The sequence below is a fragment of the Amycolatopsis pithecellobii genome (genome assembly GCF_009707865.1).
Classification (GTDB): domain Bacteria; phylum Actinomycetota; class Actinomycetes; order Mycobacteriales; family Pseudonocardiaceae; genus Amycolatopsis_E; species Amycolatopsis_E pithecellobii.
The window spans coordinates 44,429-68,724 of sequence record NZ_WMBA01000015.1 but is presented as its reverse complement, the minus strand read 5'-3'; the positions used below and the strand labels follow the sequence as shown (position 1 = coordinate 68,724).

The window sequence follows — 24,296 nt, the reverse complement described above, 5'->3', positions numbered from 1 at the left end:
CACGAAAACTCCCCTGGTGAGGACATGCGGACAGAGCTCTTCCCGGGACGAGACCGGGCAGAGAGCTCTCGCTTTCCAGCCTACGGTAAGAGCGCGGTGGCGGGCGGCGGGCCACAATGGCGGCATGCGCCGGATCGGAATCGTCCTGTTCGCCCTGCTTCTCACCGCGTGTTCAGGTGCTCCGGCGGCTGTCCCGAAGCCCGCCCAGCCGGGGCCCCTGCATGTCGACGTGCTCGCCGGCGGCCTCGAACACGGCTGGGACGTCGGGTTCCTGCCGGACGGGAAACTGCTGGTGACGCAACGTCCCGGCCGCTTATCGCTGGTGGATTCCACCGGTGCGCACGACGTCAACGCCGACCTGTCCGATGTATACGCGCGCGGCGAAGGCGGGTTGATGGGCCTCGTCGTGCACCCGGACTTCGCGCAGACCCGGCAGTTCACGATGTGCCAAACTCACGGCGCCGGCGGGCAACCGATCGATATCCGGCTGACCACGTGGACACTCTCGCCAGACGAACGCAGTGCGACGAAGGTGCATGATCTGCTGACCGGCCTGCCATTGAACCCCAGTGGCCGCCACTCCGGCTGCCGCCCGACGATCGGTGCCGATGGGGCGTTACTGGTCGGCACCGGGGACACCGCCCGTGCGTCGATCGCGCAGGACCGGCACAGCCTCGGCGGGAAGGTGCTACGAATCGACCTGCGGACCGGCGAACCGTTGCCGGACAACCCGTTCATCTCCTCAACTGATCCGAACGAGCGGCGGATACTGTCGTTCGGGCACCGGAACGTGCAGGGTGTGGCCGTGCGGCCGGGCACGGGTCAGGTGTTCACCGCGGAGCACGGCCCGACTTTCGACGATGAGCTGAACCTGATCCGGCCGGGCGGAAACTACGGCTGGGACCCGTCAAAAGGCGGCACGGACACGTCTTATGACGAGAGCGTCCCGATGACCGACACCACCCGCTTCCCGGACGCCGTACGTCCACTGTGGACATCCGGCCAGATCACCGAAGCCATCTGCGGCGCCACTTTCCTGACGGGCTCACAATGGGGCCCATTGGAAGGGCGCCTTGCCGTGGTCGCCTTGAAGGGCCAGAAAATGATGCTGTTCAGCCTCGACCAGGCCGGCACAATCACGGATGTCACGTTGCCGGCAGAATTCAACGACACCTACGGACGCCTGCGCGCCGCCCGCACAGGCCCAGACGGCGCCCTGTACGTAACCACCTCAGACGGCAACAACGACAAAGTACTGAAGATAAAGCCATAAGACCCCCAGAGTTGGGTGGTCATCCCGGAGCCGGCCCGTCAAAAGATGTCCTCGCCGGACGGGTGCCGCCTCGTCGGAAGTGGGAGTGGGCGGTGGGTCGGTGCGGCGATTTGTTCGTGGGTGAGCCGGCCACCGACCACCAGCACTAACCCAGCCGTAGCTTCGGTTTGTGCTCCAAATTCGACAGGCCGTTCCACGCCAGGTTCACCAGGTGTGCGGCGACCTCGTCGCGCTTGGGTTTCCGCGCGTCCAGCCACCACTGCCCGGTCAGCGCGACCATCCCGACCAGCGCTTGCGCGTACAACGCCGCGAGTTTCTCGTCGTAGCCACGCGCGGCGAACTGTTGTCCGAGGATGTGCTCGACCTGGCTGGCGATGTCGTTCAGCAAAGTAGAGAAAGTGCCCGTGGAGCTCGCCACCGGCGAATCGCGCACCAGGATGCGGAAACCATCGTGCGAGTCTTCAACGTAACCCAGTAAAGCGCTCGCGGCCTGCTCCAGCATCGCCTTCGGGTGGCCACCGTGCAAAGTGGACACCATGCGGTCCAGCAACGACTGCGTTTCCCGGTCCACGACGACGGCGTAGATGCCTTCTTTACCGCCGAAATGTTCGTACACCACGGGCTTCGAAACGCTCGCCCGGTGCGCGATCTCTTCGATCGAAGTTCCGTCGAAACCTTTTTCCGCGAACAACGAGCGAGCCACGTCCAGCAGTTGCTGCCGCCGTGCGGCACCCGTCATCCGGACGCGCGCAACCGGCTCCGGCGGCCGCGCGCCGGTAGCCGCATCGCGTTTTGCTCGTCGTCGTCCCGCCACCTGGAAAGGTTATTCGGCCTTCAACCGGGCCAGGCGCGTCGGGGTCGGCCAGCGCACATCGTGCACCCACCCGAACTTCTCGAACAGCCAGATCACCCGCGCCGAAATATCGATCTGCCCGCGCTTCACACCGTGCCGCGCCGAGGTCGGGTCCGCGTGGTGCAGGTTGTGCCACGACTCGCCGAACGAAAGGATTGCCAGCGGCCAGAAGTTCGCCGACTTGTCCCGTGCGTTGAACGGGCGCTCACCGATCATGTGACAGATCGAGTTCACCGACCATGTCACATGGTGCAGCACGCACACACGCACCAACCCGGCCCAGAAGAAACCGGTCACCGCGCCCCACCACGACAACGTGATGAGCCCGCCGAGAAGGCCGGGCAGCGTCAGGGTCAACAAGGTCCACAGCCAGAAGTACTCGTCGATCTTCTTGATCGCCGGGTCCCTGAGCAGATCCGGCGCGAACCGCTCGGCATTGCTGACATCGCGCTCGAACAGCCAGCCCATGTGCGCGTGCCAGAAGCCCTTCGCGATCGCCAGCGGTGAAGTGCCGAAGGCCCACGGCGAGTGCGGATCGCCGTCCCGATCGGAGAACGCGTGATGCCTGCGGTGATCGGCAACCCACGTGATGACGGGCCCCTGCACAGCGAAGCTGCCCGCGAGTGCGAGCGCGATCCGCAGCCAGCGCTTGGCTTTGAAGGACCCGTGTGTGAAGTAGCGGTGAAAAGACACTGTGATACCCAGGCCGCTCAGGGCGTAGAAACCTACGAACAGCCCTACATCCACCCAGCTCAGCCCCCACCCCCAGGCGAAGGGCACGGCGACGGCGAGTGCGGCTAGCGGGAACAGCACCCCCAGGTACACCGAGAAATGGACGCTGAACGGGCGTTGCCCGCTGGTCAGCGGTTTCGGACCTTTGGTGGGAGCCGGCTCCAACGTAACCGTCATGCGCAACCACTTCTTCCTGTATGTGGACCTGGGATTGGTCACCTAACCTACGTTTCCGTAAGTTACGGTACAGGAGGTTTCGGCCCCTGTGCAGAGCCGAAAAGTGCTCGGAACCCCGAGCCAGGGACGGTTTCCGGCGTCGGTATCCTGACCAGGCACGATCCGCCGTAGTGTAATTGGCAGCACTTCAGATTTTGGTTCTGACAGTTCAGGTTCGAATCCTGGCGGCGGAGCTGCAGTGCCCGACCCGAGCGAGGGGGTGCCCCGCTGCAAGGCGAAAGCGAGACCAGCCGAAGGCCGGCGCTGGCCGAATTGTCCGACGCCTGGCTGGTGGGGCGCGCCCGCGAACTGATCGCCGCCGTGCAGCACACGGAGCACCACGAGCAACTCGAGATCGTCCGCACGATTGACGAACTTCTCGACGAGACCCAGCGCCGTGGCGAGCCGATCCTCATCGCGCAACTGTTGCGTGCGGCCGCACTCGCCCGGCTCGTGACCCGCGGGATGGCGGCGGAATCCGAGTCACTGCTGGACGAAATGCTCGCCCACACCCGCCGCCACGGCCTTTCGCTCTACCGCGCCGACGCGCACGCACTGCGCGGGCGCCGGCTGGTCCTCGCCGCGCAAGAAGACGCGGCGCTCACCGAAATCGCCCGCGCACTGGCGATTCTCGACGACTCCGATCGCCCGGACATGCAGATGCCGCGCCGGGAATGGGCGAAAACGCAGTCCAGCGCGTTCATCGACTGCTGGCTCGTCCTCAACCAGCTCGGCGTGTACGAAGCCGCGGAGGAGGTCATCGCCCGGGCACACCAGGCGATCCGGGAAACCGCGGGACCGCACGAGATCACCCTGCAGTTGATGAACCGGATCCGGATGCTGCTCGGCTGGGCGCTGCGGCTGGAACGCGTCGAACGCGACCGGGACGCGGCCATGAAGTTCGAGACGGCCGCATCGATGGCCGTCGCGGTCGAGGCGCCGTTCGCCGAATCTCTGTTCCCACGCCGGATCGGGGTCTCCGCGATCGACCAGGTCGGTGTGCTGGCCGCGGCACTTGCCTTCGCCGCCCCCGATCCTTCGCACGTGGACCGGTTGCAGCGACTGCTCGTCGAGCCGGGTTACCAGCACGAGCAGGTCCTGGTGGCCATCGCCCTTTCCCGCTGCCTGTACGTCGCGGGCCGCCGCGACGAAGCGATCAAGGCGTTGCAGTCGACGCGGCTGAACCTCGACGAGGACAACGCGCAGCCGTCGATGCGGGTCAACCTGATCCGCGAGCTCGCCAAGCTGGACGCCGAGGGCAGCCCGCAGAGCGAGCAGCTCAACTCGTCCATCGAGTACGCCACGGCCCTGGAGATCGAGCTGTGGTCGTTGCGCGAATCGCAGATCGCCACGCTCAACACCCGCCGCGAACACGAGCGCCTGTCCGCACAGCACGGCGCGATCAGCCAGCAGGCACTCCAGGATCCCCTCACCGGCCTGCCGAACCGACGCGCGCTCGACGAGCATCTGCGCACGTTGTCGGCTTCGACCACGGCTCAGCCGCTGGCCGTCGCGCTGATCGATCTCGACGGGTTCAAGGGCGTCAACGACGAGCATTCGCACGCCGAGGGCGACGACGTGCTCCGCGTCGTGGCCAGTACCTTGCGTGATGCCTTGCGCGGCGACGACATCGTCGCCAGGTACGGCGGTGACGAGTTCGTCGCACTCCTGCCCGGCGCGCCGGTCTCCGCCGCGAAGCAGGCGCTCGGCCGCGCGGTGAACGCCGTGTCATCCCTGCCACATCACCTGTCGCACGGGGTGACACTGTCTGTCGGACTGGTTTCGCTCCGTCCGCAGGAGCGGGCGGATCAGGTGCTTTCGCGTGCCGATGCCGCGATGTACCAGGCGAAACGCGGTGGTGGTGATCAAGTGGCCACCGCGAATGCGATCCCGGGAGAATCGGGGGCGGCCTGGGCGGAGGCCGACCCGGCGCCAAGCTTGGAAGAGCTTCCGTAGGATCGGTGCCCCGCACATACACCGTCGTCTGCAGTTTGGGAGTGCCGTGACCGGCTCGCTGAGCACGTTGGTCCTCGCCGCGGGCGAGGGCACCCGGATGCGTTCCGATACCCCGAAGGTGCTGCACCCCATCGCCGGCCGACCACTGGTCGAGCACGCGGTCCGTGCTGTCGCCGGCCTGCACCCGCAGGACCTGGTGGTCGTCGTGGGGCACGGTCTCGAAGCCGTCTCCGCCCATCTGGACCAGCTCGGCAAGCCCCTCGGCCGACCGGTCACCACCGCGGTACAGGAGGTCCGCCACGGCACCGGCCACGCCGTTTCGTGCGCGCTCGACGCCCTGCCCGCCGCGCCGTCCGGCACGGTCCTCGTCAGCTACGGCGACGTGCCGCTGCTGGACACCGAAACGCTGGCCGCGCTGCTGGCCGAGCATCATGAGCACGGCAACGCCGTGACGGTGCTGACCGCGGTCCTCGAAGACCCGACCGGCTACGGCCGCATCATCCGCGACAACGACGGCGCCGTGCGTGGCATCGTCGAGCAGCGTGACGGGACCGAGGACCAGCTCGCCATCACCGAGATCAACTCCGGCGTCTACGCGTTCGACGCGAAGCTCCTCATCGAGGGCCTGACCCGGCTGTCCACGGATAACAGCCAGGGCGAGCTGTACCTCACCGACGTGCTCACCAACGCGTGCGCCGACGGCCGCAAGGTCGGCGCCCTCGTGACCGACGACCCGTGGCTCACCGAAGGCGTCAACGACCGCGTGCAGCTGGCCGCGCTCGGTGCCGAGCTCAACCGCCGGATCGTGCGCCGCTGGCAACTGGCCGGCGTCACCGTGGTCGACCCGGCCACCACGTGGCTCGACGCGGGCGTGACGCTGGCCCGCGACGTCCGGATCGAGCCCGGCGTGCAGCTGCACGGCGAGACCTCGGTCGGCGAAGGCGCGCTGATCGGGCCGGACACCACGCTCACCGACGTCCGCGTCGGCGCGGGCGCGCACGTGGTACGCACGCACGGGTCGGAATCGGAGATCGGCGAGCACGCCAACGTCGGCCCGTTCTCGTACCTGCGCCCCGGCACGGTGCTGGGCGAACAGGGCAAGATCGGCGCGTTCGTCGAGACGAAGAAGGCGAACATCGGCAAAGGGTCGAAGGTGCCGCATCTGACCTACGTCGGTGATGCGACGATCGGTGAGCACAGCAACATCGGCGCCTCGAGCGTCTTCGCGAACTACGACGGGGTCCGCAAGCACCACACGACCATCGGGTCGTACGTGCGCACCGGCTCGGACACGACATTCGTCGCCCCGGTCGAGGTCGGCGACGGTGCCCACAGTGGTGCGGGCACCGTGATCAGGCGCAACGTTCCACCGGGGGCGCTCGCGGTCTCCACGGGACCGCAGCGCAACATTGAAGGCTGGGTGGCCCGGCGCAGGGCGGGCACACCCGCGGCGGAGGCGGCGGAAGCCGCACTCGCCGCTGAACAAGATCACGAAACCGAGCGGGAGTCGTCGAATGAGTTCTAAGTCCGGGACGCCGAAGAAGAACCTGATGCTCTTCTCCGGCCGCGCACACCGGGAGCTCGCGGAGGAGGTCGCCGAGCACCTCCACGTGACGATCACCCCGCAGACCGCGCACACCTTCGCCAACGGCGAGCTGTTCGTGCGGTTCGAGGAATCGGTGCGTGGTACGGATGCCTTCGTGATCCAGAGCCACACCAACCCGATCAACGAGTGGGTGATGGAGCAGCTGATCATGGTGGACGCGCTCAAACGCGCGAGCGCCAAGCGGATCACCGTGGTCGTCCCGTTCTACCCGTATGCGCGGCAGGACAAGAAGCACAAGGGCCGCGAGCCGATCTCGGCACGGCTGATCGCGGACCTGTTCAAGACCGCTGGTGCCGACCGGATCATGACGGTCGACCTGCACACCGCGCAGATCCAGGGCTTCTTCGACGGCCCTGTTGACCACCTGTTCGCGCAGAACCTGCTGGCCGAGCACATCAAGAAGACCTACGGCGACGCCGATATCGCGGTGGTCTCCCCGGACTCGGGCCGGGTGCGGCTGGCGGAGAAGTGGGCGCAGCAGCTGGGTGACCGGCCGATCGCGTTCATCCACAAGACCCGTGACCCCGACAAGCCCAACCAGGCCGTGGCGAACCGCGTCGTCGGCCAGGTCGAGGGCAAGCTCTGTGTGCTGGTCGACGACATGATCGACACCGGTGGCACGATCGTGAAGGCGTGTGACGCGCTGCTGGCCGAGGGCGCGGCGGACGTCGTCATCGCATCCACGCACGGCATCCTGTCCGACCCGGCGACCGAGCGGCTGTCCAACTGCAAGGCGCGCGAGGTCGTCGTGACGAACTCGCTGCCGATCCCGGAGGAGAAGCGCTTCCCGCGGCTGACGGTGCTGTCGATCGCTCCGCTGCTCGCCGAGGCGATCCAGCAGGTCTTCGAGGACGGCTCGGTGACGAGCCTGTTCGACGGCCACGCCTGATCCGCCTGGCGCGCCACGTTCCGGTCGTCAACCGAGTTCGGCCGCCGCGGCCTGTTTGAAGGCGGCCGGGTCGAGGTCGGCGACCGGCTCCGCGGTGACCGCCGGCAGGGCGGAGACCTGCGCGGTGCCGGACACCTTCGGCAGGGCGAACTTCACCGAGCAGGACATCGTGGTCGCCGCGTCGAATGGCGTCACGAGTTCCTGACCACAGTCCTGCGCGCCGAGCCTGTCCGCGGAGACCGACGACCGCAGCACGAGCCGCGCCGACGCCTCGGGTGCCTCCCCGAGCAGCCGGTTCGCGACCTGCACGGTGTCGGTGCAGGCACCGGCCGTGGTGCAGGCCAAGGTGTTGCCGGTGACCGTGGCCGCGACCACCGGCCCGGCGACGAAGGGCTGACCGAGGCTGTCTACGGCGTTGTCGAAGGCCGTCCGCAGCGCCGGGTGTTCGCTCGGACGGAACGCGCGCACTCCGATCCGCGGGTCGCCGAGAGTCTGGGAAACACCGCTGCCGAGCAACGCGGGCTCGAAATCGAGCACCCGGAACGGCGGCACGGCGGTGACTCGAAGACCGGCCGCATCCAGCGCGTCCAGCCCGCCGGCGAGGGTGATCCGTGAGGCGCGGACCGTGTCCGGCACCGCGGCCCGCAACGCCTGCGCGAGCGTCGCCGGCGTCAGTAGCCAGCCGGGATCGACGCCCGGCGTCGATCGCGCCCAGCGTGCGCCGTACTCGGCCGCTCGATCGGCCGACATGCCCTGCGCCTGCCAGTACGTTGCGGGCGCCCGCAGATACAGGTCACCGCCGGCGCGCACGATCGGAGCCTGCTCACCCCGCAACGGCAGCGTGCCCTGCGCGAGCCCCTTGCCGGTCACGTTCAGCACCGCGCCCCCGGCCAGGTCGTAGGCCACCGCGGGCTCCGTGCGCAACGCGGCCAGCGCACCGTCGATGGCGGCGCGTGAATCGGGGCCGCGGGTCCCGGGCGCGGCCTCGCAGGCGCTCGCGACCAGGACCATCAGCAGCACAAGAAAGCCATTCATGATCGAACGCGGCATTCCGGCACCCCCAGGCTCCCCCGGTTTCCTAGTGCGCGGAGCGACCCGCCGCAACCCTTCCCACGGCGTGTTGCTTACACTGAACAGGTTGTCTCGGCGAGGCGGGCATCAGCCCGACGTGATCGACGCGGCGGCTTGAGTAGCCACGCGCTGTCCACATGCCGCTCGCCGCCGCAGACACCGCCAACATGATTCCCGCGCAACAAGTTCCACCGTGTTGAAGGAGTGCAAGACCGTGTCCGAGGTACGTCTGTCCGTCGAACCACGCACCGAGTTCGGCAAGGGCGCCGCGCGCCGCACCCGTCGCGCCGGAAAGATCCCCGCCGTGCTGTACGGCCACGGCACCGACCCCCGGCACCTCGCGTTGCCGGCGATCGAGTTCGCCCGCGTCGTCCGGGAGAACGGCAGCAACGCCGTGCTCACCCTCGACGTGGAGAACAACACCGAGCTGGCGCTCACCAAGACCATCACGGTGCATCCGCTCAAGAACTACATCGAGCACGTCGACCTGCTTGTCGTGAAGCGCGGCGAGAAGGTCACCGTCGACGTGCCGGTCGTGGTGTCCGGCACCCCGGCCCCCGGCGGCCTGCTCAACCAGGACCTGGACACGCTGTCCATCGAGGTCGAGGCGCTGCACATCCCCGACCAGGTCGAGGTGTCGATCGAGGGCGCCGAGGTCGGCACCCAGATCACCGCGTCGCAGGTCACCCTGCCCACCGGCTCCACCCTGCTGACCGACCCGGAGGCCCTGGTCGTCGCGATCAGCGAGCCGCAGGCCGAGGCCGCGGAGACCGAGGGTGAAGAAGGCGCGGAGAACGGCGAAGCCGAGGCCGCCGCGGAGTGACCGCTGATCTGCCCGGGGCCGGTGAGCAGGTGCTGCTCGCCGGCCTCGGTAATCCCGGGCCCCGCTACGCCGGTAACCGGCACAACGTGGGGTTCATGGTGCTGGACGAGCTCGCCGCGCGGATCGGCGGGAAGTTCAAGGCCCACCGCGGTGGCGCCGAGGTGCTCGAAGGCCGTCTCGCCGACCGCCGTGTCGTACTGGCCAAACCGCGCTCGTTCATGAACCTCTCCGGCGGGCCGGTGTCGGCGACCGCCAAGTTCTACAAGATCGACACGTCCGGAATCGTCGTCGTCCACGACGAGCTCGACCTGCCGTTCGGCGGCCTCAAGCTGAAACTCGGCGGCGGGGACAACGGGCACAACGGCTTGAAGTCGATCACCAAATCGCTGGGCACGAAGGACTACTACCGGGTCCGGTTCGGTATCGGCCGCCCGCCCGGCCGGATGGATCCGGCCGATTTCGTGCTCAAGGATTTCTCCACGGTCGAGCGCAAGGAGCTCCCGCTGGAGGTCGATCGCTGTGCCGACGCCATCGAGGCGCTCATCGGCAAAGGGCTGACGGCGGCCCAGAACACCTTCCACGCTGCGTAGCGGATCTTCACTCGAAGGCATGCGCGGGGAGCCTCCATCGAGTTCGATGCTGTCCCCGGATCTTCCAGGCGCGTTGTGCCGCGGCTAGGACTGATACGGGAAAGGCCCCGACCGACTGGAGCTCCGCATGTCCCTGACCGCTGACGACGTCAACCGCGTCGAATTCGCCAATGCGCCGATCGGGCGGCGTGGCTACGCCAAGCAGGAGGTCGACGCGTTCGTCCGGCGTATCGCGAAGACCCTCGGAGACGAAGACGATCTGACCGCCGCCGAAGTGCACCACGTCGAGTTCAACAGACCGCTGCTGGGCAAGCGCGGCTACGACGAGCGCGAGGTCGACAAGTTCCTCGACCAGGCCGAAGACACACTCGCGCAGCGGTCCGGCGAGGCACATCCGCTGCCCACCGCCCGCACCGACGCCCAGGCGACGGCCGGCCGCGCCCCGTCGTCCCATCTACGGCAGGCTCCGCTGGACACTCCGACGTCGTGACCTGAGGGTGGGCACCTCCGCGAGGTGCCCACCGGCTCAACTGCTCGCCGACTGCTCGATCCGGTCGGCGAACTGGGTGGCCGTCGCGGCGCGTTTGACCTTGCCGGACGGGGTTTTCGGCAGGCTGCCGCTCGGCAGCACGACCACCGCGAAGGGCCGCAGGTCCACGGCGTCGCGTACCCGGGCCGCGACCTCCTTCGTCAGCGTCCGCTCCGCCTCGGAGTCGCCCGCGAGCTTCGACTCCAGCACCACCGCGAACCGCTCCCGGCGGGTGCCCGCGTCGATCCGGACGGCCACCGCGTTACCGGCCCGCACCCCGTCGACCGACGACGCGGCGCGTTCGATATCCGTCGGGTAGATGTTGCGGCCGCCCATGATGATGACGTCCTTCTGCCGGCCGCAGATGATGATCTGGCCGTCGACCAGGTAGCCGAGATCGCCCGTCGCGAGCCAGCCGTCGGCGTCCTGCGTCGGCACCGGGCCGTCGACGGTCAAGTACCCGGGGGTCACGGCCTCGCCACGCAACCGGATTTCGCCGACTTCGCGCTCGCCGAGGACCTTCCCGTCACCGTCGACGATCTGGGCTTCCAGCCCGTCCAGCGGGCGGCCGAGTACCGCGAACGAACGCGCGTCGTCGGTGCCGCGGCGCGGGTCGCCTTCGGGCACCGGCACCGCGCGGTCCTCCCCTTCCAGCGCGTCTGCCTCGACGTAGTCCAGCGTCAGCCCCGTGAACAGCGGCGCGAACGACACCGCCAGCGTCGCCTCCGCCATGCCGTACGCGGGGAACACGCACTCGGCCGGCATCTTGAACCGCGCGCCGGCGTCGGTGAACGCCTTCACCGCGGACGGGTCGATCGGTTCGGCTCCGTTGAGCGCGATCCGCAGGGTCGAGAGGTCATAGGTGTCGTCGTCCTCGACGCCGGCCAGGCGCCGGCCCACGATCGCGTACGCGAAGTTCGGCGCGGCTGTCGTGGTCGCGCCGTACTTGCTGATCAGCGCCGGCCAGATCAGCGGCCCGGTCAGGAACTCGACCGGGGTGATCTTGATGAGCTCGACCCCGAACGTCATCGGCACGGTCAGGAAGCCGACCATGCCCATGTCGTGGAAGGTCGGCAGCCAGGACACCATGATGTCGGAGTCGAACACGAACTCAGCGCGCTCGACCATCGCCTTGATGTTGACGTACAGGTTGCCGTGGGTGATCCGCACGGCCTTGGGTTCCGCGGTCGAGCCACTGGTCAGCTGCAGCAACGCGAGATCGTCTTCGCCCATCGGCACGGGTTCGGCGAGCGGTTCGGCGTCCAGGAGTTCGGTGATCATCCGGAACGCGATGCCGTGCTCGGTGAGCACCGGCCCGAGCGCGTCGAACGGCTCGCCGAGCAGGACCAGCCCGGCGCCGATCATGTTGAGCACCTTGACGGTGTCCTCGGCCCAGACTGCGAGATCGGTGCGTTGCGTCGGCTGGTGCAGCATCGTGACACTGCCGCCGGCGAGCCACACACCCTGCACGGTCGGCGCGATGAGCGCGGGCGCCGCGGCCAGCACGGCGACGGGCGTGCCCGGCCGCAGCCCGCCCTCGGCCAGCCCGCCGGCCAGACGCTTGGCCTGCTCGTGAACCTCCGCCCACGTCCGCCGGACCGGCTCCTTCGGTTCTCCGGTAACCATTCCGCGCTGCTGACCGCCGCCGGCCGCGGTGGCGACGAGCGTTTCGACGAACCTGCTCATGCTGCAGAACATTAGTGTGCCCACGCGCGAGTTGAACGTTGCCCACGCGCGAGTTGAACGTTGCCCACGCGCGAGTTGAACGTTGCCAGCGCGCGAGTTGCGCGCTGCCTGCGCCGTTCACTGCGCCGACCGCCATTGCGTCAGCGGCCGAGCGATACCCCACCGGGGAAGCAGGGAACTCGCGGGACTGGAAAGCTCAACTCGCACGCACCGAAAGCTCAACTCGCGCGACGGGAAAGCTCAACTCGCGCACGCCCAAGGCTCAACTCGCGCGCACTAATCGACCAGTTCGGATGTCTCCAGCCAGCGGGCCTCGACGTCGTCCTTCTCGACGAGCACGTTTTTCAGCTCGGCGTTGAGTTCGACGAGCTTGTCCGGGTTCGTCGCGTTCGCGGCCAGTTGTTCGTGCAACTGGGTTTCGCGTTGGGACAGCTGGTCCAGACGACGCTCAAGGCGGCCCAGCTCTTTCATCGCCGCACGATGCTCCGCCGCACTCGAGCTGCGGGCCGGGGCCGGGGCGGGCGCGATGGCCTGCACGGCACGGGCGCGGCGCGTCAGGTACTCGTCGATCCCGCCCGGCAGATGCATCACCCGGCCGTCGCCGAAAAGCGCGTACACGCCGTCGCACACGCGCTCGACCAGATAGCGGTCGTGCGAGACGACCACCAGCGTGCCGGGCCACGAGTCGAGCAGATCTTCCAGCTGCTGCAAGGTATCGATGTCGAGATCGTTCGTCGGCTCGTCGAGCAGCAGCACGTTGGGCTCCCCCATCAGCAGCCGCGCGAGCTGCAGTCGCCGCCGCTCCCCGCCGGACAGATCGTCGACCGGGGTCCATTGGCGTGCCGCGGGAAAACCGAGGCGCTCGGCCAGCTGCGACGCCGACATCTCCTGTTTGCCCAGCACAACCCGGCCGGAGATCTCCTCGACGGCTTCGAGTACGCGCAACTGCCCGGGAAGCTCCTCCAGTTCCTGCGACAGATGCGCCAACCGCACCGTCTTGCCTTCGACGCGCCGCCCCGATTCCGGCGACGACTCACCCGCGAGCAGTTTCAGCAACGTGGTCTTGCCCGAACCGTTGACCCCGACGAGCCCGATCCGGTCACCCGGCCCGATCCGCCACGTGACCTGGTCCAGCACGGGCTTGTCGCCGGCGTGCAACGTCACGTCTTCCAGCTCCAGCACGGTTTTTCCGAGCCTGCGCCGCGCAAAACTCAGCAACTCCACGGAATCTCGCGGCTGCGGAACGTCGGCGATGAGCGCTTCCGCCGCCTCGACGCGATACCGCGGCTTGGAGGTCCGCGCCTTCGCACCGCGCTGCAACCAGGCCAGTTCCTTGCGTGCCAGGTTCCGCCGCTTCTCCTCGGCGCTCGCCGCCAGCCGCGCCCGCTCGGCGCGCGCGAAGATCCAGTCCGCGTAACCGCCTTCGTACTGCTCGACATCGCCGTTCGCGACTTCCCACGTGCGCCCGCACACCGTGTCGAGGAACCACCGGTCGTGCGTGACGACGACCAGCGCGGTGCGCCGCGCCAGCAGGTGATCGGCGAGCCAGCGGACACCCTCGATGTCGAGGTGGTTGGTCGGCTCGTCCAGCACGATCAGGTCGAGCTCACCGACGAGCGCGGCGGCCAGCGCTATGCGGCGGCGTTCCCCACCGGACAGGTTGGCGGTCGGGGAATCCAGGCCCAGCGCGGTGAGCCCCAGCCCGTCCACAATGGACCGAACGCGCGCGTCGGCGGCCCATTCGTGGTCGGCGGAATAGTGCGACAGCACCGCATCCCGCACTGTTCCGGCGGGCAGCTGGGTGCGCTGCGTGACAACCGCCATCCGCAGATCACGGACGCGGCTGACCCGGCCGGAGTCCGGTTCGGCTATCCCGGCGAGCACTTCGAGCAACGTCGTCTTGCCGCCGCCGTTGAGACCGACGACTCCGATGCGCTCGCCTTCGGCCACCCCGAGCGAGACGTTGTCCAGCAACGGCTTGACACCATAGGACTTGCTGACGGATTCGAGATTGATCAAGTTGGCCATTTACGCGTGAACCTGCGGAGGAGGAGTGGGGCGATTGACATCGTCACCGCCAACGAAGCGGGCACCGGGCACGGGTCCGTGCGCCACCCGGACCGTGCGGCAGACCCCGGCGCCGGCCAGCTCCGCCGCGACTTCGAGCGCGGCTTCTGCGTCCTCACACAGAAACGCACACGTCGGGCCGGAGCCGGACACCGTCCCGGCGAGGGCGCCGGCGTTCACACCGGCGCGCAGCGTGCGACGCAGCCCCGGGCGCAACGAAACGGCCGCGGCCTGCAGATCGTTGCCGAGCAACAATGCGAGCTGCCGCGGATCACCGGACGCGAGCGCCTCGACCACGGGCGCATGCGAACCGACGCGTGGCGGAGACCCGTTCTCCCGCAACCGATCCAGCTCACGGAACACGCCCGGAGTGGACAGTCCACGATGGTCGAACGCGAGGACCCAATGAAAGGTGTGCCGGGACAGCACGGGCACGAGCTGCTCACCACGTCCGGTGCCGAGCGCTGTCCCGCCGTAGAGGGCGAACGGGACGTCGCTGCCGAGCTTTGCCGCGATCTCCGCGAGCTCGTCCCTGCCGAGTTCCAGTTTCCACAGCGCGGTCAGCGCGACCAGCGTCGCCGCGGCGTCCGCGCTACCCCCCGCCATCCCGCCCGCGACCGGAATTCCCTTGCGCAGCACCACGCGCACCTTCGGATCGGCCCTGTCCGCGTGTTTCGCCAGTGCCTCGACCGCCTGCCAGGCAAGGTTCTTCGCGTCGGTGGGTACCGCGTCCTCCCCCTCGCCGAAGACCTCGATCCCGGGCTCCTCGGCGACCGCGACGGTCACTTCGTCCGACAGCGACAGGGCATGGAACACCGTGGTCAGATCGTGGTACCCGTCGTCGCGCAAATCGCCGACGGACAGGTGCAGGTTGATCTTCGACGGCACCCGCACGGTGACTGGAGGCGGAACGACGGCTAGCACCCGTCAAGACTACGTGGCCTTGCCCGCGCTCCGCCCGCGAGGAGAAACAAGTTCCAGCGCGACCTCCAGCGCCACGTCGGCGTGGGCCGCGCCCGGCGTCTCCGCGTGGTACACGGGGTTGTTGCCGAGTAGCAGCGCGACGAGCGCGAGCCGTGCCCGCAGCTGAGCGTGCGGGTCCTTTTCGTCGGCGGCGATGATCGTGAACAGCTCCGTCATCCGGCTCGACAGCGGATTGCGGTCCTGGAAGCTCTTGAGTGCGGGCTGGTTCTCCTGCATGAACCGCATCAGCGGACCGAACTGGCCCTCGGCGAGCTTCGCCAGCCGCCGGATGAGTTCCTGACGCGTCGCGACGTGGTTGTCCTGCTCACGCGCCCATGCCAGCACCTCGTCGAAGGACCCCGCAAGATCGTCGAGCAGGCTCGCGATGATGTCCTCTTTGGTGCGGAAGTGGTAGTACAGCGCGGCTTTGGTGACGTCGAGTTTCTCCGCGATCTCACGTAACGAGGTCTTCTCATAGCCCTGCTCGGCGAACAGGTCCAGCGCGACCTGCTGAATGCGCTCCCTCGTGTCGCTGCGACACCCCGCCGTACTTTACAACTGACCAGTTGACTTGTCGACCGGCAGGGGATCACGATGACAACGGCACTCAGCGCGCCTTCCGAGGCGCGTACGGAGCAGCGAAAATGGTGGGCGCTGCTCGCGATCGGGCTGGCCCACCTGCTGGTCGTCATCGACACCACCATCGTCAACATCGCGCTGCCATCGGCGCAGCACGAACTCGGCATGTCCGATGCCGCCCGCCAGTGGGCAATCAGCGCCTACACGCTCGCGGTCGGCGGGTTGCTGCTGCTCGGCGGCCGGATGGGTGACCGATTCGGGCGGCGGAACACGCTCATCGTGGGGGCGATCGGGTTCGCGCTGGCGTCCGCCGTCGGCGGCGCCGCGACCGGGCCAGGGATGCTCATCGCGTCGAGGGCAGCGCAAGGGGTCTTCGCCGCGCTGCTCGCGCCGTCGACGCTGGCGCTGCTGACCGTCACGTTCAGCGAGGCACGGGAGCGGGCCAAGGCGTTCGGGATTTTCAGCGCGATCATGATGTCCGGTGCGGCGGTCGGCCTCATCGCCGGCGGCGCGCTGACGCAGTACCTCGACTGGCGTTGGTGCCTGTACGTGAACCTGCCGCTGGCCGCGGTCGCGGCGATCCTGGGCTGGTTCGTGCTGCCGAATCCCGCCGGGCACCGGGAGACCCCACTGGACTGGACCAGCGCGTTCCTCGGGAGCGGGGGCATCGTGTCGCTGGTGTACGCATTGTCCGAGGCCGCGACGCGCGGGTGGGGTTCGGGGATCGTGCTGGGCTTCGCGGGTGCGGCCGTGGTGTTGCTCGGGGCGTTCCTCTACCGGCAGACCCGGGTCGGGAACCCCTTGCTGCCACTGCGAATTCTCGCCGACCGCAACCGGGCGGCCGCGTTCCTGACGATCGGTTCGGTGGCGTTCGGCATGTTCGGGATGTTCCTGTTCCTGACTTTCCAGCTGCAGGCGATCATGCATTATGGGCCACTGCCGGCCGGGCTCGCTTTTCTGCCGTTTCTGCTGGGGAACGTGGTCGTGTCGATGCTGCTCTCGCGGCGGTTGCTGCCAAGGACCGGTCCGCGGCCGCTGCTGGTGATCGGGATGCTGTTGATGGCCGCCGGGATGGTGACGCTCACGCAGCTGACGCCGGATGCGTCATACTGGGGCCTGATCATGCCGGTCGAACTGGTGATCGGCGCTGGGGCCGGGCTCTCGATGCCGGTCGTGATCAATACCGCCACCGGCCGGGTCGCCGAGGCGGATGCCGGCGTCGCGTCCGCCTTTGTCACCACCTCGCAACAGGTCGGCGCTTCGCTCGGGACGGCGACGCTGAACAGCATCGCGTCGAGTGTGACAGCTTCGGCCGCCGGACTGGGTGTTGCGGCCGCGACGGTGCACGGATACGCCGTCGCCAACGGCTGGGGAGCCGCGATCATCGCCGGGGCTGCCATCGGTGTGGGCCTGCTCGCGGGCCCGAAGAAGTAGGAGCCCACCGGGTGGTTTGCGGGTCTTCCCGCTCCGGCTTTCGGGGTGGCGACCAGGGGTGCGTGGAATGGGAAGGTTGCCTGGTAAGTCTCTTGCCCGGCAACCTTTTCCACCGACGAAGTCGACGCGGCAGAGACTGGGCAGCTCGAGCCCGAGAAACGTGAGTAGGGGCGACGTTTGCCAGTGGCGACGAACCCGTTCGGTGCGCTGGCGCAGCGTTCGCCGGCGAAGCCGCGGTGGCGAAGCCGCGGTGGCGAAGCCGCGCGAGCAGAGCGGGCCGGCGGCGGCAAAGCGCTCGGTGGCACTGCGAAGGGCGAGGCAGGCAGTATCTGCCACAGAAAAGGTTGCCTGGTAAGAGACTTGCCGGGCAACCTTTTCTGGTGATGAAGTTAGGCCGCGATGCTTCGGGGGCCCCCGGCAAGGTGTGTCACGTGTGCACCGTGGTCGCCGATCCATGCGAGCACCGCATCCGCTTGCCGGCCGCGGACGCCGACTCGGAAGCGGGCCACCGGGGTGTCGCCGACGCGGGTCAGGCCGCCACCGATGGTGGAGAGTTCGACATCGAAGCGGGTCGCGGCCTCCGGCAGCAGCGCACCAACCGCGGCGAAGCCGATCAGCACCACATCGGCGGCCCGATCGTAAGCGGCACTCTGCGCCCGAGGTGTATCAATCGCCGGCAGCAGCGCATCGGCCGTCTGGCTCCCCGGCAAAGCCAGCAGGTCCAACAGCGAGCCATGTTCGACGACCCGGCCGGAGTCCAGCAGCGCAACCTCATCGCAGACGCGGCGGGCAACAGCCGGGTCCTGCGACGTCAACACCACCGTGACACCCAGCTCAGCGCGCGCCCGGTCCAGAACGGTCAGCACCGTACCGGCTTCTTCGGCGGCAAGGCCGGCCGTGGGGTCATCGGCGAGCAACACCGCCGGGCCCGTCGCCACCGCACGGGCGAGGGCAACCCGGCGCCGCTGGCCTTCGGTCAGCTCGCCCGGGTGCTGCGCGGCCCGCTGGGTCAAGCCGGCGAGATCGAGCACCCGGCCCACCCGGCTCCGCCGCTGCGGACCGTCGACACCGAGCTGCTCCAGCGGCGCAGCGACATTCCCAGCGACGGTGCGTTCGGCGTGCAGCGACGGAGCGGTACCCAGAACCGCAACCTGACGGCGCACCTCCCGTAGCCGGCGGCCATCGAGACCGGCCGTGTTCAGCCCGTCCAACCGCACCGTGCCGCGGTCGGGTTTCTCTTGCAGGGCAACAACTTTGGCGAGTGTGGACTTACCGGACCTTGCCGGGCCCACTACTCCGTACAGCGCACCGGCGCTGATTTCCAGATTCACCTCGCGCAGGGCGAGCACCGGGGAACCCTTGCCAGGAAAGGACTTGGTCAGATTTTCTACTGTGATCAACGAAAGCTCCAAGTGCGGGCGCGCAGAACGCGCGGACGTCATCGAATTAACGCGTCCGAAAAGGACAGTTGCGAAAGGACTCGAACTCAGCGGATGAGAACGGTCAGCGACGACATGCACAAACGGAACGGCGGCACTCATCGACGACTCGGCGCCTGGTGAGCATTCGCGTGCGATACACAGCTTCCTCCATCGATCCTGGCGGTAGCACCTGCCCGACGGGGGTGGTTGCTGCGACTTCGGCGAGCCAGGTCTCTCGGTCGCTCGGGATGGATAACGTCAAAAGTAGAACGGATGTCCTGCGTTGAGCGCAAGTGCCCCGGGCCAGATCACACGAAGCAATCACACGGATGGCCGTAGCCGAGCACTCTCAGCTACGCGCACGAACTCATTGATGGTGAGTTGCTCACCGCGCGTGCCCGGGTCGACACCCGCCGCCCGGAGTACAGCGCCCGCCTGTTCGGCCGAACCCGCCCACGAGGCGAGTGCGGACCGGAGTGTCTTGCGCCGTTGCGCGAATGCCGCATCGATGACGGCGAAAACGGCGTCGCGATCGACGTCCGAAGCCGGTGCGGTCGCGCGTTCGAACGCCACGAGCGCGGAATCGACGTTCGGCACCGGCCAGAACACCGCGCGCGGCACGGCGGCGACCTTCCGCGCCTTCCCGTACCAAGCCAGTTTGACGCTCGGCACACCATAGATCCGGCTACCCGGCCCGGCGGCCATCCGATCGGCAACCTCGGTCTGCACCATCACGAGCGCGCGAGTGAGCGACGGCAACGCGGCCAGCAGATGCAGTACGACGGGCACGGCGACGTTGTAGGGCAGATTCGCGACCAGTGTCGTGGGCGGCACGGGCAACTCGCCGGCGCCCACCTTCATCGCGTCGCGCTCCAGCACTGTCAGCTGTTGCGCGGTCTCAGACGCACGTTCCCGCACCGTCACCGGCAAGCGAGCCGCCAGGACCGGGTCGATCTCGACGGCCGACACCCGGGCACCGGCGGCCAACAGCCCCAGCGTCAGCGAACCCAGCCCGGGCCCGACCTCCAGCACGGCATCCCGCGGCCCCACCCCGGACAGCTCGACGATACGGCGCACCGTGTTGGGGTCGTGCACGAAGTTCTGGCCGAGCTTCTTCGTCGGCCGCACGTTCAGCTCGGCCGCCAGCCCCCGGATCTCGGCCGGGCCGAGCAGTTGAACCACGCCCGGAAGACTACTGCGGCGCGCAGCACCTCCGTCGCGGCCACCCGTCGATCAGGCAGCGCCGGCCTTCTTGGAGCACACCGGCCACGCGCCCCAGCCCTGCCCGGCCTGGACCCGCTGCGCGACCGCGATCTGCTCTTCGCGGCTCGCCTGGTAGGCGTGCGAAGCGTAGGCACCGCCGCCATAGGCCTGCCAGGTGCTGTTGGTGAACTGCAGACCGCCCTCGAAACCGTTGCCGGTGTTCGCCGCCCAGTTTCCGGTGGACTCACACTGCGCGATCTTGTCCCAGATCCCGGCGTTGCTGATCGCAGGCTGCTTGGTGCCGATGCGGATGATCTTCGGCTTGGCGTCGGTCAGCACCTTGACCGACAGCTGCTCGCGCGCGGTCTCCTTGCCGTTCCTCTTCGTGATCCGGTAGGTGACCAGCTGCTGGCCCGGCGTGCCCGGGTCCTGCACGACCTGCTTGCCCGAGTCCAGTGTGTCGTCATTGACCTGCTGGACCGGCGGGTCGATGGACTCCTGCTGGTTGATCACGGAGATGCCGGTGCGGCTGATGTGCACCTCGGCGCCGTCGGCGATCTTGAACTCGAGCCCGCCGTCGATCGTGTCGTCCGGGCCCAGCGACAGGTTCTGGTCCTTGAGGAAGTCCGCGGCGGTGAGCGCGGTGGTGCTGACCTGGCGGGGCGCGGCGTCGCCGTCGTAAACGGTGACGTGCTTGACGGTGTTGATGGTGACCGTCGCGCCCTCGACCGGGAGTGCGGCTGTCGGTGCCATCGAGAAGAAGCTGCCGTTGGCGAACTTGCCGCTCAGGCCAAGCTGGTCGAGCGCCTCGGCGAGCGTGTCGGCGCGGACCCAGGAGTCCTTCGCGACGCCATCGACGACCAGGCTGAGGTGTCGGCCGCGCTCGAGCTTGATGACGCCGCCATCGCCGACGGGCGCCTGGGGGGACGGGGAGAGTGCGTCGTGCTCGCCGACGCTCACGCCCGCGTCCTTGAGTACCTCGCCGACGGTCTTGCCGAAGCTGTGCACGGTCTGCTCGTGGCCGTCCACGTCGACCGTGACGCTCTTGTTCATGGCCAGCGCGGCCGCGCCGCCGCCGGTGATGCTGATCAGCAGGGCAAGAACCGAGCCGCGGAGGAACCGCTTCTTCCAGGTCTTGACCGCGGTGACGAGTGCCCGCTCGGGCTGCGCTTCCGCCTCGGCGCTCGCCGTGCGGTCCTCGGACACGGCGTCCGGGAGCGCGAGCGCGGGCAGCATGGTCGTCTCGGCGTTGATCAGCCGGATGAGCTCGTCGACATCGAGCTCGGCTTCCGCCATCAGGTCGTCGGCGTCGGGTCCCAGGACCGTGCGCACGTCGTGCTCAGTGATGGCGAGGTCGTCGGAGAAGTCCCAGTCGTCCTCGGGAGCCGGCCAGTCCAGCGTGCCGACCCCGCCACGGGCGGACCCATACCAGTCCATCGTGTCGTCGAGGCGCGCGTAAGCCTGTCTACTACCAGTCACAGCAGGTCGTTCCCTTTCGCACTATCGGCAACCGCAGTCGATGTCATCCCCCGACCCCGACCTGCACTGACCTGACCGCGGTATGTGCCAGCCGATTAATCGGTCGGCACGATCACGGGACAGTAACGGGTCCCGCGAGGTTGCGCAAACACCCCGTGGAATCTAGTGGCGTGCGTCACTCGTCCGTGTGGGGGTATCGGGCGCACCACTGTCGCAATCCGTTCAACTCGTTGTGACAGAAGGAAGTTGAAACACACGTTCAGCGTTTCGGCAAGCCGCCGTTGCGATCTCTTGGACCGGCTGTTGTCGCAGCTCAGCGAGGTAACGCACGGTGTAGGCCGTGCAGTAGGGCTCGTTCGCCCTGCCACGGAACGGATGCGGGGTCAGGAAGGGCGCGTCGGTCTCGACGAGAAATTGCTCCGAAGGAACCAATCTCGCCGCGTCCTGCAGCGCCCGCGCGTTCTTGAACGTGACGGTGCCGGCGAACGACAGGACGTAACCGGCGTCGACGCAACGGCGCGCGAAGTCCGCGTCGCCGGAGAAGCAGTGGAACACCACCTGCTCGGGCGCGCCTTCCTCGGCGAGGATCCGCAGGATGTCCTCGTGCGCGTCGCGGTCGTGGATCATCAGCGGCTTGCGGACGCGCTTGGCGAGATCAATATGCCAGCGGAACGCCTCCTGCTGCGCGTCGTGCGGGGCGTAGTCCCAGTAGTAGTCGAGCCCGGTCTCGCCGACCGCGACGACCCGGTCGGCGCGCGCGAGACGCTCCACTTCGGACCGTTCGGTATCGCTGAAATCCTTGGTACGCGTGGGATGTATGGCCACCGCGGCGAACACCCGGCTGTCCCATGTGGACGCTTCGGTAACCCAGCGGGCCGACGCGAGGTCGTCCGCCACCGTCACCACGCGGGTCACGCCGGCGGCCGCGGCGCGGTCGACGATCTCGGCGACGCCGGCCGCGTCCACCGCGCCGCAGGCGTCCAGATGCGTGTGCGCGTCGACCACCGGCGCCGGCAAACGCTCCGGCACCGGCGGTCGTTCCTTCTTATTCGGCACGCTCGATCGGTGCCCACTCCGGGCCGGTCTCGCCCAGTTTCGGGTCGAGCTTCGCGAACAGCGGCGTCGGCTTCGCCAGCGGCCTGCCGACCTCGATCGGCGTGGACTGCCAGCGCGCCTGCTCGGCCGCGTAGTCGCCGGTGAGGATCGGGTTGGTGCGGCCGGGAATGTCGAGGTCATCGACCTCCTGCAACTCCGGCTGGGCCGCCCACACCCCGGTGCCGCCGAGTGCCTCGTGCACCTTCTGCGCCGAATGCGGCAGGAACGGCGTGAGCAACGTGTTCGCGTCCGAGACCACCTGCAACGCGGTGTGCAGCACCGCGTCACGACGATCCGGATCGTCCTTGAGCTTCCACGGCTCCTGATCCGACAGGTACCGGTTCGCGGCCGTGACGACGCGCATGGCCTCGCCGGCGGCCAGTTTGAACCGCGAGCGCTGTAGATGCGCCCCCGCGGTCTCGAAAGCCTTGCGGGACAGGGTTTTCAGGTCCTCGTCCGCCGGGGCGGGCCGGGTCGGGGCCGGGATCGCACCGTTGTTCTTGTGTGCCATCGAGATCGACCGGTTGACCAGGTTGCCCCACTCGTTGGCGAGCTCGAAGTTGGTGCGCCGGACGAACTCGTCCCAGGTGAAGTCGGTGTCCTGGGTCTCGGGACCGGCCACGGAGATGAAGTACCGCAACGTGTCCGGGCCGAACTCGCGCAGGAAGTCGTGCACGTAGATGACCGTGCCGCGCGACGTGGAGAACTTCGAGCCGCTCATGGTGAGGAACTCGCTGGAAACGATCTCGTCCGGCAGGTTCAGCGTGCCGTACGGGCCGATCTCGCCACCGCGGTCCCCCGCGCCGTTGTGCCCGAGCAGCAGCGCGGGCCAGATCTGGGCGTGGAAGGTGATGTTGTCCTTGCCCATGAAGTAATAGGTGCGGGCGTCTCCGTTGTTCCACCATTCCTGCCACGCGTCGGGCTGCCCGCTGCGCCGGGCCCATTCGACGCTGGCCGAGAAATACCCGATCACCGCGTCGAACCAGACGTAGAACCGCTTGAGCGGCTGGTCACGCCAGCCGTCGAGCGGCACCTTCACCCCCCAGTCCAGGTCACGGGTGATCGGGCGGGGCCGCATATCGTCGATGAGGTTCTTGGTGAACTTCAGGACGTTCGGCCGCCAGTCCGTGCGAGTGGACAGCCACTTACCGAGGGTCTCGGTGAACGCCGGCAGGTCGAGGAACAGGTGCTCGGTCTCGACGAACTTCGGCGTCTCGCCGTTGATCCGCGAGTGCGGGTTGATCAGATCGGCCGGGTCGAGCTGGTTGCCGCAGTTGTCGCACTGGTCACCGCGCGCGCCGTCGTACCCGCAGATCGGGCAGGTGCCCTCGATGTAGCGGTCGGGCAGCGTGCGCCCGGTGGAGGGGCTGATGGCGCCCCTTGTCGTCTTGGGCACGACGTAGCCGTTGCGGTGCAGCGCCAGGAAGATCTGCTGGGTGACTTCGGCGTGGTTACCGGTGGTGGTGCGGGTGAACAGGTCGTAACTCAGCCCGAGGCCCTGCAGGTCGGAACCGATCTGGCGGGTGTACTTGTCGGCCGTTTGCTGCGGGGTCAGGCCCTCGTTGTCGGCCTGCACAGTGATGGGGGTGCCGTGCTCGTCGGTCCCGGACACCATGAGCACCCGGTTGCCGGCCATTCGCTGGTAGCGCGAGAAGACGTCGGAGGGGACCCCGAACCCGGATACGTGGCCGATATGACGGGGGCCGTTGGCATACGGCCAGGCCACCGCCGTCAACACATTGGTGCTCATGCTTTATCAGCGTACGGGGGCGAGCGTCGGCACCCCAGCGCTGGGTCGGCGGGGTCGCGAAGCTCTGACACGGCGGCCCCG

20 protein-coding genes, 1 tRNA gene, 1 pseudogene and 1 riboswitch are annotated in these 24,296 nt (G+C 68.2%); of the genes and pseudogenes, 9 read left to right on the top strand and 13 right to left on the bottom strand.

What is annotated here, in order from left to right; genetic code table 11:
- The first annotated feature begins 124 nt into the window (after positions 1 to 124).
- Positions 125 to 1,273 carry a PQQ-dependent sugar dehydrogenase gene (locus tag GKO32_RS12600; protein ID WP_154757017.1) on the top strand — a complete coding sequence of 383 codons (1,149 nt, stop codon included), beginning with the start codon at positions 125 to 127 and terminating at the stop codon, positions 1,271 to 1,273.
- A 145-nt stretch (positions 1,274 to 1,418) separates the two neighbouring features.
- Here GKO32_RS12600 and GKO32_RS12595 read toward each other — a convergent pair whose 3' ends face one another.
- Both GKO32_RS12595 and GKO32_RS12590 read right to left on the bottom strand, forming a co-directional pair.
- Positions 1,419 to 2,012, bottom strand: coding sequence for a TetR/AcrR family transcriptional regulator (locus GKO32_RS12595; RefSeq protein ID WP_154757070.1), 594 nt, complete (start codon positions 2,010 to 2,012; stop codon positions 1,419 to 1,421).
- A gap of 84 nt (positions 2,013 to 2,096) precedes the next feature.
- Positions 2,097 to 3,035: an acyl-CoA desaturase gene (locus tag GKO32_RS12590; RefSeq protein WP_154757016.1), complete on the bottom strand. Its 939-nt coding sequence runs from the start codon at positions 3,033 to 3,035 to the stop codon at positions 2,097 to 2,099.
- A gap of 161 nt (positions 3,036 to 3,196) precedes the next feature.
- Here GKO32_RS12590 and GKO32_RS12585 point away from each other — a divergent pair.
- From GKO32_RS12585 to GKO32_RS12570, 4 genes are all read left to right on the top strand, one after another.
- Positions 3,197 to 3,268: transfer RNA gene (locus GKO32_RS12585), tRNA-Gln, on the top strand.
- A 79-nt stretch (positions 3,269 to 3,347) separates the two neighbouring features.
- On the top strand, positions 3,348 to 5,030 hold the full coding sequence (locus GKO32_RS12580; protein ID WP_154757015.1) for a GGDEF domain-containing protein: 1,683 nt from the start codon (positions 3,348 to 3,350) through the stop codon (positions 5,028 to 5,030).
- A 46-nt stretch (positions 5,031 to 5,076) separates the two neighbouring features.
- Entirely contained in the window at positions 5,077 to 6,555 is a 1,479-nt protein-coding gene (glmU, locus tag GKO32_RS12575; RefSeq protein WP_312867833.1) for a bifunctional UDP-N-acetylglucosamine diphosphorylase/glucosamine-1-phosphate N-acetyltransferase GlmU, read from the top strand.
- Entirely contained in the window at positions 6,545 to 7,525 is a 981-nt protein-coding gene (locus GKO32_RS12570) for a ribose-phosphate diphosphokinase (protein WP_154757013.1), read from the top strand. Before glmU ends, GKO32_RS12570 begins: the two co-directional genes overlap by 11 nt.
- A 27-nt stretch (positions 7,526 to 7,552) precedes the next feature.
- Here the strand turns inward: GKO32_RS12570 and GKO32_RS12565 are convergent, their stop codons facing one another.
- Entirely contained in the window at positions 7,553 to 8,575 is a 1,023-nt protein-coding gene (locus tag GKO32_RS12565; protein ID WP_246243573.1) for a hypothetical protein, read from the bottom strand.
- A gap of 235 nt (positions 8,576 to 8,810) precedes the next feature.
- Between GKO32_RS12565 and GKO32_RS12560 the strand changes: the two genes are divergently transcribed.
- From GKO32_RS12560 to GKO32_RS12550, 3 genes are all read left to right on the top strand, one after another.
- Positions 8,811 to 9,419 carry a 50S ribosomal protein L25/general stress protein Ctc gene (locus GKO32_RS12560; RefSeq protein WP_312867832.1) on the top strand — a complete coding sequence of 203 codons (609 nt, stop codon included), beginning with the start codon at positions 8,811 to 8,813 and terminating at the stop codon, positions 9,417 to 9,419.
- Entirely contained in the window at positions 9,416 to 10,009 is a 594-nt protein-coding gene (pth, locus tag GKO32_RS12555) for an aminoacyl-tRNA hydrolase (RefSeq protein ID WP_312867831.1), read from the top strand. The genes GKO32_RS12560 and pth overlap by 4 nt, the downstream gene beginning before the upstream one ends.
- 127 nt (positions 10,010 to 10,136) lie before the next feature.
- Positions 10,137 to 10,499: a DivIVA domain-containing protein gene (locus GKO32_RS12550; protein WP_154757012.1), complete on the top strand. Its 363-nt coding sequence runs from the start codon at positions 10,137 to 10,139 to the stop codon at positions 10,497 to 10,499.
- A gap of 36 nt (positions 10,500 to 10,535) precedes the next feature.
- Here GKO32_RS12550 and GKO32_RS12545 read toward each other — a convergent pair whose 3' ends face one another.
- From GKO32_RS12545 to GKO32_RS39760, 5 genes and pseudogenes are all read right to left on the bottom strand, one after another.
- The gene (locus GKO32_RS12545; RefSeq protein WP_154757011.1) at positions 10,536 to 12,224 is read right to left on the bottom strand and encodes a fatty acyl-AMP ligase; all 1,689 of its coding nucleotides are present in this window, start codon (positions 12,222 to 12,224) and stop codon (positions 10,536 to 10,538) included.
- Between the two features lie 276 nt (positions 12,225 to 12,500).
- The gene (locus tag GKO32_RS12540) at positions 12,501 to 14,252 is read right to left on the bottom strand and encodes an ABC-F family ATP-binding cassette domain-containing protein (RefSeq protein WP_154757010.1); all 1,752 of its coding nucleotides are present in this window, start codon (positions 14,250 to 14,252) and stop codon (positions 12,501 to 12,503) included.
- Entirely contained in the window at positions 14,253 to 15,215 is a 963-nt protein-coding gene (locus tag GKO32_RS12535; RefSeq protein WP_312867830.1) for a 4-(cytidine 5'-diphospho)-2-C-methyl-D-erythritol kinase, read from the bottom strand. It lies immediately after the preceding gene.
- 9 nt (positions 15,216 to 15,224) lie between these two features.
- Positions 15,225 to 15,599 carry a hypothetical protein gene (locus GKO32_RS12530; RefSeq protein WP_246243571.1) on the bottom strand — a complete coding sequence of 125 codons (375 nt, stop codon included), beginning with the start codon at positions 15,597 to 15,599 and terminating at the stop codon, positions 15,225 to 15,227.
- 45 nt (positions 15,600 to 15,644) lie between these two features.
- Positions 15,645 to 15,755: pseudogene (locus tag GKO32_RS39760) on the bottom strand (helix-turn-helix domain-containing protein); the annotation flags it as partial.
- A 93-nt stretch (positions 15,756 to 15,848) separates the two neighbouring features.
- Between GKO32_RS39760 and GKO32_RS12525 the strand changes: the two are divergent.
- A complete protein-coding gene (locus GKO32_RS12525; protein WP_154757008.1) occupies positions 15,849 to 17,267 on the top strand; it encodes an MFS transporter in 1,419 nt (472 codons plus the stop codon).
- 389 nt (positions 17,268 to 17,656) lie between these two features.
- Here the strand turns inward: GKO32_RS12525 and GKO32_RS12520 are convergent, their stop codons facing one another.
- The 5 genes from GKO32_RS12520 to metG form a co-directional block, all read right to left on the bottom strand.
- Positions 17,657 to 18,667: a methionine ABC transporter ATP-binding protein gene (locus GKO32_RS12520; protein ID WP_154757007.1), complete on the bottom strand. Its 1,011-nt coding sequence runs from the start codon at positions 18,665 to 18,667 to the stop codon at positions 17,657 to 17,659.
- 186 nt (positions 18,668 to 18,853) lie between these two features.
- Positions 18,854 to 18,943, bottom strand: a riboswitch (SAM riboswitch).
- Between the two features lie 66 nt (positions 18,944 to 19,009).
- A complete protein-coding gene (rsmA, locus tag GKO32_RS12515) occupies positions 19,010 to 19,870 on the bottom strand; it encodes a 16S rRNA (adenine(1518)-N(6)/adenine(1519)-N(6))-dimethyltransferase RsmA (RefSeq protein ID WP_312867829.1) in 861 nt (286 codons plus the stop codon).
- Positions 19,871 to 19,921: 51 nt separating this feature from the next.
- The gene (locus GKO32_RS12510) at positions 19,922 to 21,328 is read right to left on the bottom strand and encodes a resuscitation-promoting factor (RefSeq protein WP_154757064.1); all 1,407 of its coding nucleotides are present in this window, start codon (positions 21,326 to 21,328) and stop codon (positions 19,922 to 19,924) included.
- A 264-nt stretch (positions 21,329 to 21,592) separates the two neighbouring features.
- On the bottom strand, positions 21,593 to 22,399 hold the full coding sequence (locus GKO32_RS12505) for a TatD family hydrolase (RefSeq protein WP_312867828.1): 807 nt from the start codon (positions 22,397 to 22,399) through the stop codon (positions 21,593 to 21,595).
- 16 nt (positions 22,400 to 22,415) lie between these two features.
- Positions 22,416 to 24,215 (bottom strand): methionine--tRNA ligase, encoded by a 1,800-nt coding sequence (gene metG / locus GKO32_RS12500; protein WP_154757006.1) that lies wholly within the window; start codon positions 24,213 to 24,215, stop codon positions 22,416 to 22,418.
- Positions 24,216 to 24,296: the final 81 nt, after the last annotated feature.

What these genes read in the sequence shown, in the direction of transcription:
- GKO32_RS12600 (WP_154757017.1), top strand. Translation starts at nt 125, where the DNA reads ATGCGCCGGATCGGAATCGTCCTGTTCGCCCTGCTTCTCACCGCGTGT.
- GKO32_RS12595 (WP_154757070.1), bottom strand. Translation starts at nt 2,012, where the DNA reads ATGACGGGTGCCGCACGGCGGCAGCAACTGCTGGACGTGGCTCGCTCG.
- GKO32_RS12590 (WP_154757016.1), bottom strand. Translation starts at nt 3,035, where the DNA reads ATGACGGTTACGTTGGAGCCGGCTCCCACCAAAGGTCCGAAACCGCTG.
- GKO32_RS12570 (WP_154757013.1), top strand. Translation starts at nt 6,545, where the DNA reads ATGAGTTCTAAGTCCGGGACGCCGAAGAAGAACCTGATGCTCTTCTCC.
- GKO32_RS12565 (WP_246243573.1), bottom strand. Translation starts at nt 8,575, where the DNA reads ATGCCGCGTTCGATCATGAATGGCTTTCTTGTGCTGCTGATGGTCCTG.
- GKO32_RS12550 (WP_154757012.1), top strand. Translation starts at nt 10,137, where the DNA reads ATGTCCCTGACCGCTGACGACGTCAACCGCGTCGAATTCGCCAATGCG.
- GKO32_RS12545 (WP_154757011.1), bottom strand. Translation starts at nt 12,224, where the DNA reads ATGAGCAGGTTCGTCGAAACGCTCGTCGCCACCGCGGCCGGCGGCGGT.
- GKO32_RS12540 (WP_154757010.1), bottom strand. Translation starts at nt 14,252, where the DNA reads ATGGCCAACTTGATCAATCTCGAATCCGTCAGCAAGTCCTATGGTGTC.
- GKO32_RS12525 (WP_154757008.1), top strand. Translation starts at nt 15,849, where the DNA reads ATGACAACGGCACTCAGCGCGCCTTCCGAGGCGCGTACGGAGCAGCGA.
- GKO32_RS12510 (WP_154757064.1), bottom strand. Translation starts at nt 21,328, where the DNA reads ATGGACTGGTATGGGTCCGCCCGTGGCGGGGTCGGCACGCTGGACTGG.
- metG (WP_154757006.1), bottom strand. Translation starts at nt 24,215, where the DNA reads ATGAGCACCAATGTGTTGACGGCGGTGGCCTGGCCGTATGCCAACGGC.